This is a genomic window from Microbacterium sp. A8/3-1, from assembly GCF_040267695.1.
Classification (GTDB): domain Bacteria; phylum Actinomycetota; class Actinomycetes; order Actinomycetales; family Microbacteriaceae; genus Microbacterium; species Microbacterium luteolum.
The window spans coordinates 2,074,282-2,086,535 of sequence record NZ_CP158357.1 but is presented as its reverse complement, the minus strand read 5'-3'; the positions used below and the strand labels follow the sequence as shown (position 1 = coordinate 2,086,535).

12 protein-coding genes are annotated in these 12,254 nt (G+C 67.7%); 6 read left to right on the top strand and 6 right to left on the bottom strand.

Translation table 11 applies throughout. From position 1 onward, the window contains the following. Nucleotides 1-17 precede the first annotated feature (17 nt). A complete protein-coding gene (locus ABS642_RS10265; RefSeq protein ID WP_350353247.1) occupies nt 18-893 on the bottom strand; it encodes a LysR family transcriptional regulator in 876 nt (291 codons plus the stop codon). Nucleotides 894-987: 94 nt separating this feature from the next. Between ABS642_RS10265 and ABS642_RS10260 the strand changes: the two genes are divergently transcribed. After that, on the top strand, nt 988-1,983 hold the full coding sequence (locus tag ABS642_RS10260; RefSeq protein ID WP_350353246.1) for a nitrilase family protein: 996 nt from the start codon (nt 988-990) through the stop codon (nt 1,981-1,983). A gap of 118 nt (nt 1,984-2,101) precedes the next feature. Here ABS642_RS10260 and ABS642_RS10255 read toward each other — a convergent pair whose 3' ends face one another. From ABS642_RS10255 to ABS642_RS10245, 3 genes are all read right to left on the bottom strand, one after another. Beyond that, a complete protein-coding gene (locus ABS642_RS10255) occupies nt 2,102-2,905 on the bottom strand; it encodes an SDR family NAD(P)-dependent oxidoreductase (protein WP_350353245.1) in 804 nt (267 codons plus the stop codon). A 74-nt stretch (nt 2,906-2,979) separates the two neighbouring features. Further along, the gene (locus ABS642_RS10250; RefSeq protein ID WP_350353244.1) at nt 2,980-3,423 is read right to left on the bottom strand and encodes a DUF2255 family protein; all 444 of its coding nucleotides are present in this window, start codon (nt 3,421-3,423) and stop codon (nt 2,980-2,982) included. Between the two features lie 13 nt (nt 3,424-3,436). Next, the gene (locus ABS642_RS10245) at nt 3,437-3,769 is read right to left on the bottom strand and encodes a carboxymuconolactone decarboxylase family protein (RefSeq protein ID WP_350353243.1); all 333 of its coding nucleotides are present in this window, start codon (nt 3,767-3,769) and stop codon (nt 3,437-3,439) included. A 142-nt stretch (nt 3,770-3,911) separates the two neighbouring features. Between ABS642_RS10245 and ABS642_RS10240 the strand changes: the two genes are divergently transcribed. After that, complete coding sequence (locus ABS642_RS10240; RefSeq protein ID WP_350353242.1) at nt 3,912-4,838, top strand: helix-turn-helix transcriptional regulator; 927 nt, start codon at nt 3,912-3,914, stop codon at nt 4,836-4,838. 21 nt (nt 4,839-4,859) lie between these two features. On the opposite strand, the gene ABS642_RS10235 is transcribed toward ABS642_RS10240, so the two are convergent. Then, nucleotides 4,860-5,864, bottom strand: a complete 1,005-nt coding sequence (locus ABS642_RS10235) for a LacI family DNA-binding transcriptional regulator (RefSeq protein ID WP_350353241.1) — start codon at nt 5,862-5,864, stop codon at nt 4,860-4,862. Between the two features lie 108 nt (nt 5,865-5,972). Between ABS642_RS10235 and ABS642_RS10230 the strand changes: the two genes are divergently transcribed. The 4 genes from ABS642_RS10230 to ABS642_RS10215 are packed head-to-tail and all read left to right on the top strand — an operon-like array spanning nt 5,973 to nt 11,006. Then, nucleotides 5,973-7,844 carry a beta-L-arabinofuranosidase domain-containing protein gene (locus tag ABS642_RS10230; protein WP_350353240.1) on the top strand — a complete coding sequence of 624 codons (1,872 nt, stop codon included), beginning with the start codon at nt 5,973-5,975 and terminating at the stop codon, nt 7,842-7,844. Nucleotides 7,845-7,901: 57 nt separating this feature from the next. Then, a complete protein-coding gene (locus tag ABS642_RS10225) occupies nt 7,902-9,182 on the top strand; it encodes a sugar ABC transporter substrate-binding protein (protein ID WP_350353239.1) in 1,281 nt (426 codons plus the stop codon). Nucleotides 9,183-9,237: 55 nt separating this feature from the next. Continuing rightward, complete coding sequence (locus ABS642_RS10220) at nt 9,238-10,161, top strand: sugar ABC transporter permease (RefSeq protein WP_350353238.1); 924 nt, start codon at nt 9,238-9,240, stop codon at nt 10,159-10,161. Then, nucleotides 10,158-11,006 (top strand): carbohydrate ABC transporter permease, encoded by an 849-nt coding sequence (locus ABS642_RS10215; protein ID WP_350353237.1) that lies wholly within the window; start codon nt 10,158-10,160, stop codon nt 11,004-11,006. The genes ABS642_RS10220 and ABS642_RS10215 overlap by 4 nt, the downstream gene beginning before the upstream one ends. Nucleotides 11,007-11,038: 32 nt before the next feature. Here the strand turns inward: ABS642_RS10215 and ABS642_RS10210 are convergent, their stop codons facing one another. Next, on the bottom strand, nt 11,039-12,193 hold the full coding sequence (locus ABS642_RS10210; protein WP_350353236.1) for an ROK family transcriptional regulator: 1,155 nt from the start codon (nt 12,191-12,193) through the stop codon (nt 11,039-11,041). Between the last annotated feature and the right edge of the window lie 61 nt (nt 12,194-12,254).

The following is a 12,254-nucleotide window of genomic DNA, read 5'->3' as shown; positions in this document are numbered from 1 at the left end:
GCGCTTTCGCTGACCGGTCACGCGGGCAGCGTCGCGAGCGCGTCCAAGAAGGAACGGACGACCGGGGTCTCGTTCGCCGGGTTCCAGACCACTCCGATCTTCCAAGAGGCGCTCGTCCCGCGTAGGCGGCGCAGGCGCACGTGTCGTGGCGCGATGTTGCGAGCGCTCGCCGGCACGATGCCGATGCCGACGCCCGCAGCGACGAGCGCGAGGACGGTCTGGAGGTCGTCCGCGTCTTGGACGATGGTCGGCTGAGCACCGACGTCGGCGACATAGCGTGCGGCCTGAGCCGCGAGTCCCGGGCCGCGGCCGACGGACAGTCGAACCAGCGGATGCTCGTCGAGCCAGGGCGGAAGCGCGGCGTCGTCGGCGGGAGGCTGCCGCTCGGAGGGATGCGCGATCGCCAGATGGTCCGAGAGCACCGCGATGGCGCGGAGATCACGAGGAACCGGAAGGCGGGCGAACCCGAGGTCCAACTCGCCGCTTCGCACGCCGTCGACCTGAGCCGATGAGGACATGTCCTCCAGGCGCACGGAAACCCCGGGGGAGCTCGCCCGAAAAGCCGCGACCGCGCGGGGAGCGATCCCGATGCTGGAGAGCCCGAAGCCGATGGTGAGATGACCCTCTTCGCCGGCGCCGACGCGCTTCGCCCGTGCCTCGAAACGTGCGGCGAGGTCGACGACCGTGCGAGCCCCGCCCACGAGCTCCGCGCCCGCAGCGGTGAGTACGGCGCCGTGGCGTCCTCGGTGGAACAGCGGGGTTCCCACCAGGGATTCGAGCTGCTGGATCTGTTTCGTGAAAGCCGGCTGGGTGATGGACAGGGAAGCCGCCGCCTCACTGAACGTCTGCCGATCGGCGGCCTCGACGAATGCGCGCAGCAGACGAATATCCATTCCAGAAGGCTATATCTGATTAGCAATCATTGATTGGACGTAATGCGTGAGGTCGGGTTGAGTGGAGAGCGTCCGTGACGAGAGAAGAGATCCGATGACCGAGACCGCAGCAGACCTCCGCGTGTCCGTGGTGCAGTTCGAAGCCCTTCCGGCAGACAAGGCGGGGAACCTCGCCACGGTGCGCCGCCTGGCCACTTCCGCCGCGGCGGATGGAGCGCGCCTCGTGGTGTTCCCGGAGATGTGCCTGGTCGCCTACTGGCACCTGACGAAGTCGAACACCGAGCGTCTCCGCCAGCTCGCAGAGCCGGCTGGCGGCCCGCTGGTCCATGCACTGAAGGAGATCGCGGCAGAGCTCGGCGTCGGCATCGGTGCGGGTTTCCTCGAATCCGACGGCGACGAGCTGTTCAACTCCTACGCCGTGTGCTTCCCCGACGGGACCGTGCACATCCACCGCAAGCTCCACGCCTTCGAACACGAGGCGATCTCGAGCGGCGACGACTACACCGTGTTCGACACGCCTTGGGGTGTGCGCATGGCGATCCTGATCTGCTGGGACAACAACCTCGTCGAGAACGTGCGAGCCGTGACTCTGCTCGGCGCCAAGGTGCTCATCGCGCCGCACCAGACCGGTGGCACGAACTCCCGCAGCCCGCATGGCATGAAGGTCATCCCGTCCGAGCTCTGGCACGACCGGTTCGAGAACCCTGAGGCTCTGGAGGAAGCGGTCAACGGACCGCACGGGCGAGGCTGGCTCCTGCGCTGGCTCCCGGCACGCGCGCACGACAACGGCATCTTCCTCCTCTTCAGCAACGGCATCGGCCCCGACGACGACGAGATTCGCACCGGGAACGCGATGATCATCGACCCGTACGGGAGGATCGTGGCCGAGACACCCGTCGCCGACGAAGCGGTGGTGACCGCCGACCTCGACCTGGAGCTCCTTCCGCTGTCGACCGGCCGCCGGTGGCTCCTGGGTCGCCGCCCCGAGCTCTACGGCATCCTCACCCAGCGCTCCGGCCTGGAACGTGACGCGCGGACCGCGCGTCACTCCGACGTCCCCGTCCCGGACGGCTTCCGGATCGACAGGTGACGCGGCCGCGCCGCGCGAGACCGGCGATGCGCGAGCGCAGCGAATCCACCGATCAGATGTGCGCGTTTCGAGCACGAGGTACTGCGACAGGTGGTGCACGATCTGCGCGACCGTGACGTCAGACCGCGTCCCGGTACCTCGTCGCGAGCTCCGCGCCGAGGTTGCCGCCCATGATGCGGCGTTCGACCTCGGCGAGTTCGTCGACGAGATCCTCGGATTCCAACCCGGGCAGGCAGATGATCTCCTCGCGCGAGAACGCCAGCCACAGGGCGTGAGCGACGTCCTCGGGCGTCATCGCCTGGGGCACGTTCGAAGCGCCCCCGTTCCACTCGGACGAGACGAGTCCCGGGCACACGACCGTCGCATGCACGCCGGTGCCGGACAGTTCAGCCGCCAGCGCACGGGTGAAGGCGATCATCCCCGCCTTCGCTGCGACGTACAGAGTTCTCTGCGGCAGCGCCCGTCCCGAATCCGCCGGCGCGGCAGGAACCCCGGCGCTGAAGCCGAGATTCGAAGCGACCGTGATGATGCCGCCGCTGCGGCGCTCCAGCATGGCGGGAAGGGCGGCTCGCGCCAGCACCGGTGTGGCGTCCGCATTCAGCGTCCACGCTCGTTCCAACGCGTCCGGCGCGAGATCGGCGAATGGGCCGTAGGCGCTGATGCCGGCGTTCGACACGACGACATCGATGTCTCCGGCGCCCGCGCGCTGGACGGCGCGCTCGAGGCCTGATCGCGCCGAGAGATCCACCGCCAGGACCTCCGTCGAGGCGTCGAAGCCTGCGAGCTCTGCGGCGAGAGCGGCGAGGCGCTCCTCGCGCCGAGCGACGAGGACGAGGTCGTATCCCTGCTGTGCGAAGACAGCAGCGGCAGCTGCGCCGATTCCGGAACTGGCACCGGTGATGAGGGCGATCGGTCGATCCATGAGGGATCCAATCCATGAGGGGTATCAAGTGGTCGAACGGGGTTCATCGAGAGCCGACGTCATCCGATCGAGAATCAGCGGGAGGGACGTGCGCGCCGCACGCCATTCCTACTCGCCCTGTCGTGCTCCGTCGCGGCGGGGGCGATCTCGACGGTGGCAGCACGTGGTCCGTCGGCGAGCATCGGCGGGAGATACTCGCTGCCCGCGTACTTCTCTCGGTAGGCCGCGTCGATCTGCTCCTCCAGCGCCGGCTCAGCGGGTGCGAAGTCGACCTCGAAGGTCGAACCGGCGGCGATGATGCGACCCGACCGCTGCCGCATCGCCGATGCATACCAGCGTGATCGCGTGCCGTTCCACGCGCGGACGAACAATCGACCGTCGACCACGACCGACCAGATCCACGTCGGCGTGCCATAGGTGACGTCGTCGGCGCGGAACGGTGCGATGTGCAGGTCGTCGGTGGTCGCGATGCGACTGATCTCTGCGGATGGCCAGGCGTTCATGTCTCTCGATTCCATGAGGGGACGGTGATCAGGCGTCTTCTTCGATGATCTTCTTGAGCGCGGTCATCGCCGCCATGCCGGCCGGCCACCCCGCGTAGAAAGCCAGATGCAGGATCGCTTCCTTGAGCTCGTCGTCGGTCACGCCGTTCTGTCGAGCGAAGGCCAGGTGGAACCCGAGCTGATCGGTCTTTCCCAGAGCGGTCAGCGCGGAGACGGTGACGAGCGAGCGATCGCGCTTCGTGAGGCTGTCGCGTTCCCAGACCTCGTCGAAGAGGACCTTGTCGGTGTAGTGGACGAGACCGGGAGCGAAGTCGCCGAACGCGTTCTGCCCGCCGGTCCAGCCGGTGCCCTGCTCTGTCATGGTGCTCTCCTTCGGATGCGTTCGACTGCCTGTCGTGACTCGTTACAAGCACACTCTCGTCTCCCCGGCGGAGGAACTCCCTGCTGTGACGTGTACTGACGGAGCATCCCAAGACGGACGCGCGCGGCGTAACGTCGAGGCCGTGGACAACAAGGACGAGGTTCGCGAGTTCCTCACCTCGCGGCGCGCGAAGCTCACCCCCGGACAGGCCGGTGTCATCGGGGGTGGAGTTCGTCGCGTCGCCGGGCTTCGCCGCGGCGAAGTGGCCACGCTCGCGGGCGTGAGCGTGGAGTACTACGCGAAGATCGAACGCGGCAGCATCGGCGGAGTCTCCGATTCGGTCCTGCACTCCATCGCTCGCGCGCTGCAACTGGATGACGCGGAACGAGCGCATCTGCACGACCTCGCGCGAGCGGCTCACCTGCCGACTCCCGCGTTGCCGCGCTCGCGCGGCAACGGTCGCCCGACCCCGGTGAGCAAGGGGATGCAACTCGTGCTGGACGCGATCACCGGCGGCCCCGCGCTGATCCGCAACGGCCGGATGGACATCCTCGCCACGAACATGCTCGGCCGGGCGCTGCACACCGAGACTCTGGAAAGCCCGGGGGAGGGGAACATCGCGCGCTATGCCTTCCTCGATCCGCGGGCACGGGATTTCTATCCGCACTGGGAGAGCGCCGCCGACATCGTCGTGGCGATCCTCCGCACGGAGGCCGGACGAGATCCCTACGACAAGGCGATCCAGGACCTCGTCGGCGAGCTGTCCACCCGCAGTGACGAGTTCCGGGTCCGTTGGGGCGCACACGACGTTCGTCTGCACGGCGCAGGCAGGAAGACCTTTATCCACCCGATCGTCGGGGAGGTCGAGTTCGCCTACGAGGACATGCAGTTGGTGCAGCAGCCTGGGCTCACGTTCCTCATCTACGCCACGGAGTCGGGGTCGCCCAGTGAGGAGCGGATCCGTCTGCTCGCAAGCTGGCAGGCCACGAGGGATGCCGTGGACGTCGACGCGACGTCCAGCGAGAGCGAGCAGATCAACGTCCGCGCTGCGCGTGGCGAAGAGTCCTGAGACGCCGCGTTCGATCCGTGGTCACGCCGTCGCGCGCACGACGACGCGATGATCGGCGATCTCGGACGTCGGGCCGCTGTCCTCTCCGGCGATCCGGGAGAGCAGGAGCTCGACGGCGCGTTCGGCGACCCAGTTCAGCCCCGAGTCGACGGTCGTGAGTGCGGGACTCGCGAACTGCGCCTCCTCGACGTTGTCGAAGCCGATCACCGCGACCTCGGCGGGCACGGCGATCCCTCTCGTGAGCAGAGCGCTCAATGCTCCGAGGGCGAGTGCGTCGTTCAGTCCGAAGACGGCATCGAACTCGACTCCGGCGTCGAGCAGGCCCTGAACCGCGGCGGCTCCGGATGCGCGCGTCCACGGAATCGGTCCGGTGAGCAGGTCGGCGTCCATGCTGATGCCGTGCTCGCGGAGGGCGGCGCGAAACCCCTGGGAACGCAAGGACGCCGCGGCCGGAGCCTCGCTCTCCTCGCCGCCCAGGCCGACGATCCGTCGTCGTCCCGAGGCGATCAGGTGCGAGGTCGCATCGTACGCTCCCCGCTCGTTGTCCACGGTCACGAAATCGAACCGGCGGGAATCGACGCGGTCGCCGATGAGGACGATCGGAACGTCGACGGTCGCGGCGGCGATGTCGTCGGCTCCCAGGGCGAGCGGGCCGAAGATGATGCCGTCCACCGAGCGGCCCTTTCCGCCGCTGAGCACGTCGAGTTCGTGCTCGCGGTCCCCTCCCGTGACCTCGACCAGGACGTTCACGTTCCGCAGCTGAGCGGCGGCGACCACCGCCTGGGCGAACTCGGAGAAATACGGGTGGGCGAGTTCGGGGATGGCGAGACCGATGGCACCCGTGCGCCCCGAGCTGAGGTTTCGAGCCGAGATGTTCACCTTGTAGTTGAGCTGCTGCACGGCATCCGCGATCCGCGTCTTCGTCTCCTCCCGGAGATAGCGGTAGCCGTTGAAGTAGTTGGAGACGGTCTTCTTCGATACGCCGGCGAGGCGGGCGACATCTGCCATCGTCGGTGAACTGCTCATGGATCCCACTTTCCTGCGAAACGCTGTTGCGAGTCTAGTACATCGGTGTACTATCCCCTTTAGTGCACCGGTGTACTACCGCACTCCATCCGCTCAACGAGGAGAACCATGGTCCGCGTCTCTGACTCGCCCGTCACCCCCGCAGCTCCGGCGCGGGCAACCGCCCTTCGCCCCGTCGATCTGCGCCGTGTGCGGCTGGACGAGGGCTTCGTCGGGGACTGGCAGCGGGTGAACCGCGACGCGACCATCCCGCACGTGATCGACCGTCTCGAGTCGACCGGCGTGCTCGACAACCTGCGCCGTCTGGTGGGAGAGAGCGACGCATCCTTCCGCGGCCCCCTCTTCGCGGACTCCGACCTGTACAAGGCGCTCGAGGCCATCGGCTGGGAGGCGACCCGCGGTGAGGCGACCCCGTTCCTGCCTTTCGTCGATGAGTCCGTCCGGCTCCTCGCAGCGGCGCAGGAAGACGACGGCTACCTCGACAGCTACTACCAGGGCCCGCATGCGGGGGAGCGCTTCACCGATCTGCCGCAGGGGCATGAGATGTACAAGCTCGGACACCTCGTCCAGGCGGCCATCGCGTGGGCGCACGCCGGCCGGACCGATCTTCTCGAGATCGCCCTGCGCTATGTCGAGCTCGTGCACGAGACCTTCGGTGCGGGCGGACGCGACGACATCGACGGGCACCCGGAGATCGAGACGGCGCTCGTCGAGCTCTCCCGCCTCACCGGCGACACGCGCCACCGTGAGCTCGCGAAGCGGATGCTGGACCTGCGCGGATACCGCACCATCGGCGAGGGCCAGTTCGGCGGCGCGTACTACCAGGACTACACGCCGGTCAAGAAGTCCCGTGAGGCGACCGGCCACGCCGTCCGTCAGCTGTATCTGCTCGCCGGGGCGACGGATGTCGAACTCGACGACGCGGATGCCGGGTATCGGTCGGCGCTGGACGCGCTCTGGACCAGCGTGCATGAGCACAAGATGTACATCACCGGCGGCCTGGGCTCGCGCCACCGGGGGGAGTCGTTCGGAGACCCCTACGAACTGCCCGCCGACCGGGCCTATTCGGAGACGTGCGCGGCCATCGCGAACCTCCAGTGGAACTGGCGGATGCTGCTGCTGGATGGTGATGCGAAGTACGCGGACGAGATGGAGCGCGGACTCTACAACGCGATCGCAGTATCGACCGCCATCGATGGGAAGTCCTACTTCTACTCCAACCCGCTGCAGCTGCGCACCGGGCACACGCATGAGGAGGATGCGCCGTCGACCCGCCTCGACTGGTACTTCTGCGCGTGCTGCCCGCCCAACCTTGCGCGTCTGCTCTCGTCGATCAGCGCCTACCTGCTCACGGAATCCGATGACGCCGTGCAGTTCCACCTCTACGCGGCCGGACGCTACGAGATCGGCGACGGGGTCACGGCCCAGGTCGCGACGTCCTTCCCGTGGGACGCGAGCATCGAGATCTCCTTCGACGGCCCGACCGTCCGTGCCACGCAGCTGCGCATCCCCGCCTGGGCGCAGGGGGCGACGATCTCCGTCGACGGTGAGCCGGCCCGAACGGCCGAAGCCGGCCACGCGCGCGTGCCCGCGGGGGTGCGATCGATCGCGCTGAACCTGCCCGTCGAGCCCGTGTTCGAGCGGGCGCATCCCTGGGTCGACGGTGCGCGGGGAGCGCTGGCGCTGCGCCGCGGGCCGGTGCTGTACTGCATCGAGGAGGCGGATCTCGCCGACGGTGTCCGGCTCGAAGACGTCGTCATCCCCGCGCAGCCCGTCGCGGAAGAGGCCGGATACGACGCCGCCCTCCGCGCTCCCGCGCTGACGATCTCCGGAGGTCGCCGCCGAGCTGTGGACGGCGACCTCTACTCGGCGGAAGCGCCGGCGTCCACGACCGAACTCGGCGACGTCCGAGCCATCCCCTACTTCCGGTGGGCGAACCGCGCCCCCGGAGCCATGCGTGTGTGGGTGCCGACGGTCTGACACTTCCCACGCGGCCGTTCGACGGCCACCCTTCACCACAGAGAGAGGAACCACGCAATGAGGCGTCACATCAAGCCTTTCATCGCCTTGGCCGCTGTGTCGGCCCTCGGCATCGGCCTGGCCGGGTGCTCGACATCGGCGACAGGAGGATCCGACGGCGGAGGCACCGTCACCATGTGGGTCCGCGACTCGCAGTCCCGATTCATGCAGCAGCTCGCCGACGCGTTCAACGAGAGCCACGACACCCAGGTGGAGATCACCCTGATCACCTCGGGCGACTACGTGCAGAAGTTCGGCACCGCCGCCGCCGGCGGCGACGCCCCCGATATCGCGTCGATCGACCTCGTGTACGTGCCTTACTTCGCATCCGTCGGTGCGCTCAGCGACATCAGCGAGCAGTGGAACGGTCTCGAGTACAAGGACGACATGAGTCCCGGCCACGTCGCACAGGGTGTCTACGAGGACGGCGTCTACTCGGTGCCGTTCACGGCCGACGTCTCGGCGATGTTCTACAACAAGGACCTGTTCGCCGCCGCCGGCCTCGACCCGGAGGCGCCGCCGACGACCATGGCCGAGGTGCAGGCCGCCGCCGAAGCCATCACTGCGACAGGCGACGGCAACTACGGATTCGCCTTCTCGGGCGCATGCGGCGGATGCAACATCTTCTCGATGGGGCCGTACGTGTGGGCGCAGGACGGCGATGTGCTCTCCGAGGACGGTGTCGACGCGAAGTTCGACAGCTCCGAGGTCACCTCGACCCTCGAGCTCTACCGCGACATGTGGGACGCGGGCGCCATGCCCGCGCTCGTGCAGTCCGACGGCGGATCCAACGCCGGCGATGCCTTCAACCAGGGCAAGGTCGGCATCTACAACTGGGGCACGTTCTTCCTCAGCTCGCTCGAAGCCGAGGCCGACTTCGATTGGGGCGTCGCGCCGATCCCCGGCGCCGAAGCGGGTGACATCGGCTCGTTCGCAGGAGGAGACAACCTCGCGATCCCCACGGGCGCGAAGAACCCCGACGGCGCGTGGGAGTTCCTGGAGTGGGCGACCGGTGAGGACGCTCAGGCGATCATCGCGGAGAACGGCGTGATGCCTACGCGACTCGATCTGCTGGAAGACCTCTACATCTCGCAGGACCCCCGGTTCCAGGTGTTCGCGGATGCTCTCGAAGTCGGGCGCGTTCCGTACAGCGTGATCGAGAACGAGATCATCAACGACCCGAACGGCGTCTGGTCGACCATGATCCAGGAGTCCGTGTTCGGTCCTGGCAGCGTCGCCGACGCTCAGGCGAAAGCCCAGGAGGCCGCACAGGCTCTCCTCGACGACGCCAACAGCTGACACCCCTTCGCCGGGGCGGCCGACGTCGGCCGTCCCGGCCCTTCCGGAGAGACACATGACTGCACTCCCGCAAGCCGCCCCACCGACGCGCATCCGCACGGACCGGATCGCCCGACGCCGCGGTCGACTCGGCCTCGTGCTCAGTCTTCCGGCGTTCGTCCTCCTCGCCCTCTTCTTCGTCTGGCCGCTGATCCGCACCGTCGTGATGTCGTTGCACGACTGGCCTCTGCTCGGGGTCCCCGAGTTCACCGGACTGGAGAACTACGTCAAGGCGTTCCAGGATGCCGGCTTCCTCCGCGCCGCCGGATTCACGCTGCTCTACACCGTCGTCACGACGCCGATCCTCATCGTCCTCGCCTTCCTCCTCGCGTTCCTCGTGCGCGGCGGGACGCGAGCGCATCGCTTCTTCCAGACCATCTACTTCCTCCCGGTCGTGATCGGGCTCGCCTCCGGGAGCTACATCTGGCTGTTCATGTGGCAGTCCGACATCGGACCGACGACGGTCCTGCTCGGCGACCTCGGGCTCATCGACCCCACCCGCAACTTCTTCGCCGAGTTCGGCTCCGCCTTCGCCATCGTCGTCGCGATGGTGACCTGGAAGGTCGTCGGGCTGCAGATGCTCCTGGTGCTCGCCGGCATCCAGGGCGTGCCGGAAGACGTCAACGAGGCCGCCCGCATCGACGGGGCGAGTCCGTGGCAGAGCTTCTGGCACATCACGGTGCCGCTGCTGCGTCCGACGCTCGCGCTGGTGCTGGTGTTCTCCGTCGCCGGGTCCCTGCTCGCGTTCGACCAGTTCTACATCATGACCACCGGCGGGCCTGCCGGATCGACGATCACGGCGGTCTTCGAGATCTACCGCTCGGGCTTCGTGAAGTTCGATGTCGGCTACGCCTCAGCGCTCTCCATCCTCCTCATGCTCGCGCTCGGCGTCGTCAGCGCCGTGCAGATGCTGCTTCTTCGGAACTCGGACAACTCATGACCGCCACACTCTCCTCCACGACCCTCGTCGTCCTGCCCCGGGCCACGCAGCGGCCCCGTCAACGGCAGCGCCTGCTGCCTCGCTTCGCATGGTGGGTCATCAGCATCTGCCTCGCAGTGCTGTTCCTCTATCCGATCGGCGTGATGCTGTCGCAGGTCGGGCCGGACGACCTTGCGCAGATCTTCGACTCGAGCCGGGGCCTGAGCGTCTGGCAGAGCGCCGGCAACTCGGCCTTCGTGGCTCTGCTGGCCACGGGCGTGGCGGTCGTCGTCAGCACCTGCGCGGGATACGCCTTCGCCAAGCTGCCGTACCGAGGCAGTACGATCGCGTTCTTCGTGACGCTCGTGACGTTCATGATCCCGTTCCAGGCGATCATCACCCCGCTCTACCTGGTGCTGCGCGACATCGGTCTGCAGAACAACCTCGTGGGGGTCGCCCTGGTGATCGCGACGTTCAACCTGCCGCTCGGCATCTTCCTGATGCGCAACTCCTTCGCCGCGATCCCGTCATCGCTCGAAGAAGCAGCGCAGATCGACGGCGCCACGGCGTTCAGCGCGATGTGGCGGGTCATGCTCCCCGTCGCTCTGCCCGGCGTCGTCTCGACCGCGCTGCTCTCCTTCTTCGGCGCGTGGAACGAGTTCTTCGCGGCCCTCATCCTCATCACGGATCAGAAGCTCTACACGCTGCCGGTGAGCATCGGCATCCTGTCGGCTGACGCGAACTTCCAACTCGACTTCGGCCTCATGCAGACGGGCGTCGCCATCACCGTCATCCCCTGCGTGATCGTCTACCTGGTGCTGCAGAAGTACTACGTGGCGGGTCTTCTCAACGGCGCGCTGAAGTAGGACGGGCCGATGAACCGACCGTGAGCAGCGCCCTAGAACCGCAGCAGACGCCGGATCGCGACGACGGCTCCGGCGCGCGCCCACTCGGTGAACTCGAACGGCTGCACATCCAGGGGGATGGGCAGGTCGCTCGGCAGACGTGTGGCGTCGATCGCGCGCATGACCTCGTCGCCGGAGATGTCCATCACGGCGAGGCCGTCGCCGGTGAGCACGATCTTCTCCGGGTCGAGGCCGTTGATGATCGTGCCGATCATCAGACCGAGGGCGCGCGCCGCAGCGTCGAACGCGCGCGTGGCCGCCGGGTCTCCCGCGCGGGCGAGCTCCACCGCTCCCGGGTAGTCGAGGCCCTCGACGCCGATCGCCGTCACGATGCTCGCGCTTGGGAGATAGGCGCTCGCACAGCCGTGGTGGCCGAGGCCGCAGGTCGGGCCGTTCGAGTCCACGATGAGATGATCCAGCTGCCCGGCGCGACCGTTGTGCCCGGTGACGACCCGTCCCTCGACGACCAGCCCGAAGCCGATGCCGGCGCCGACGGTGACCAGCGCGAGCGAATCGCATCCCGCCCCGGCCCCGAACCAGTGCTCTGCCGCGGTGAGCGCACGCACGTCGTTGTCGGCGGTGACGGGAATACCGAGTCGCTGCTCGAGAAGCTCGGCCAGCGGCACATCGTGCCAGCGCAGGAAGTAGGACGCCACGACGATCTGCCGGCCGTCGATCTGTGCGAGGTCACCGGCCAGGCAGATCCCCGCGGCGCGGATGTCGCCGAACGTGCGGGCGAAGCGCGCGTGGATGGCGGCGATCTGGTCGACGGTGTCCTCGACGGATGTCGAGACGAGCCGCTCCTCGACCTCGGCGACGCTGCGGGCGCGCAGATCGGTGACGACGGCGAAGACCGAATCTCCGGTGAGCTTGATCCCGAGAAGATGGTGGGTGTCCTCGCGGATGACGAGCATCTCGCTCGGTCGTCCCATGGCTCCGCGGAGCGCGATCTCGTCCTCGGCGACGAGCGAGTGCTCCATGAGCACGCGTGAGGCGCGTGTCAGGCTGGCTCGGGATACATTGATGCGACGCGCGATCTCGGCGCGGGGGAGTGCGCCATGGATGAGGAGCTCGCGGAGCGCGCCGCGTTCCACGCCGGTCAGGTAGGGCCAGGCATCGAATGCCGAACCGCCTCGTGCGTCTGCCACCTGTCCTGCTTTCGATCCACTGACATCCGGATCATATCTCCCGATGACTCTACCGACTTTG

Excerpts from the sequence above, each read along its gene's own strand:
- ABS642_RS10265 (WP_350353247.1), bottom strand. The coding sequence starts at position 893 with ATGGATATTCGTCTGCTGCGCGCATTCGTCGAGGCCGCCGATCGGCAG.
- ABS642_RS10260 (WP_350353246.1), top strand. The coding sequence starts at position 988 with ATGACCGAGACCGCAGCAGACCTCCGCGTGTCCGTGGTGCAGTTCGAA.
- ABS642_RS10255 (WP_350353245.1), bottom strand. The coding sequence starts at position 2,905 with ATGGATCGACCGATCGCCCTCATCACCGGTGCCAGTTCCGGAATCGGC.
- ABS642_RS10250 (WP_350353244.1), bottom strand. The coding sequence starts at position 3,423 with ATGGAATCGAGAGACATGAACGCCTGGCCATCCGCAGAGATCAGTCGC.
- ABS642_RS10245 (WP_350353243.1), bottom strand. The coding sequence starts at position 3,769 with ATGACAGAGCAGGGCACCGGCTGGACCGGCGGGCAGAACGCGTTCGGC.
- ABS642_RS10235 (WP_350353241.1), bottom strand. The coding sequence starts at position 5,864 with ATGAGCAGTTCACCGACGATGGCAGATGTCGCCCGCCTCGCCGGCGTA.
- ABS642_RS10230 (WP_350353240.1), top strand. The coding sequence starts at position 5,973 with ATGGTCCGCGTCTCTGACTCGCCCGTCACCCCCGCAGCTCCGGCGCGG.
- ABS642_RS10225 (WP_350353239.1), top strand. The coding sequence starts at position 7,902 with ATGAGGCGTCACATCAAGCCTTTCATCGCCTTGGCCGCTGTGTCGGCC.
- ABS642_RS10220 (WP_350353238.1), top strand. The coding sequence starts at position 9,238 with ATGACTGCACTCCCGCAAGCCGCCCCACCGACGCGCATCCGCACGGAC.
- ABS642_RS10215 (WP_350353237.1), top strand. The coding sequence starts at position 10,158 with ATGACCGCCACACTCTCCTCCACGACCCTCGTCGTCCTGCCCCGGGCC.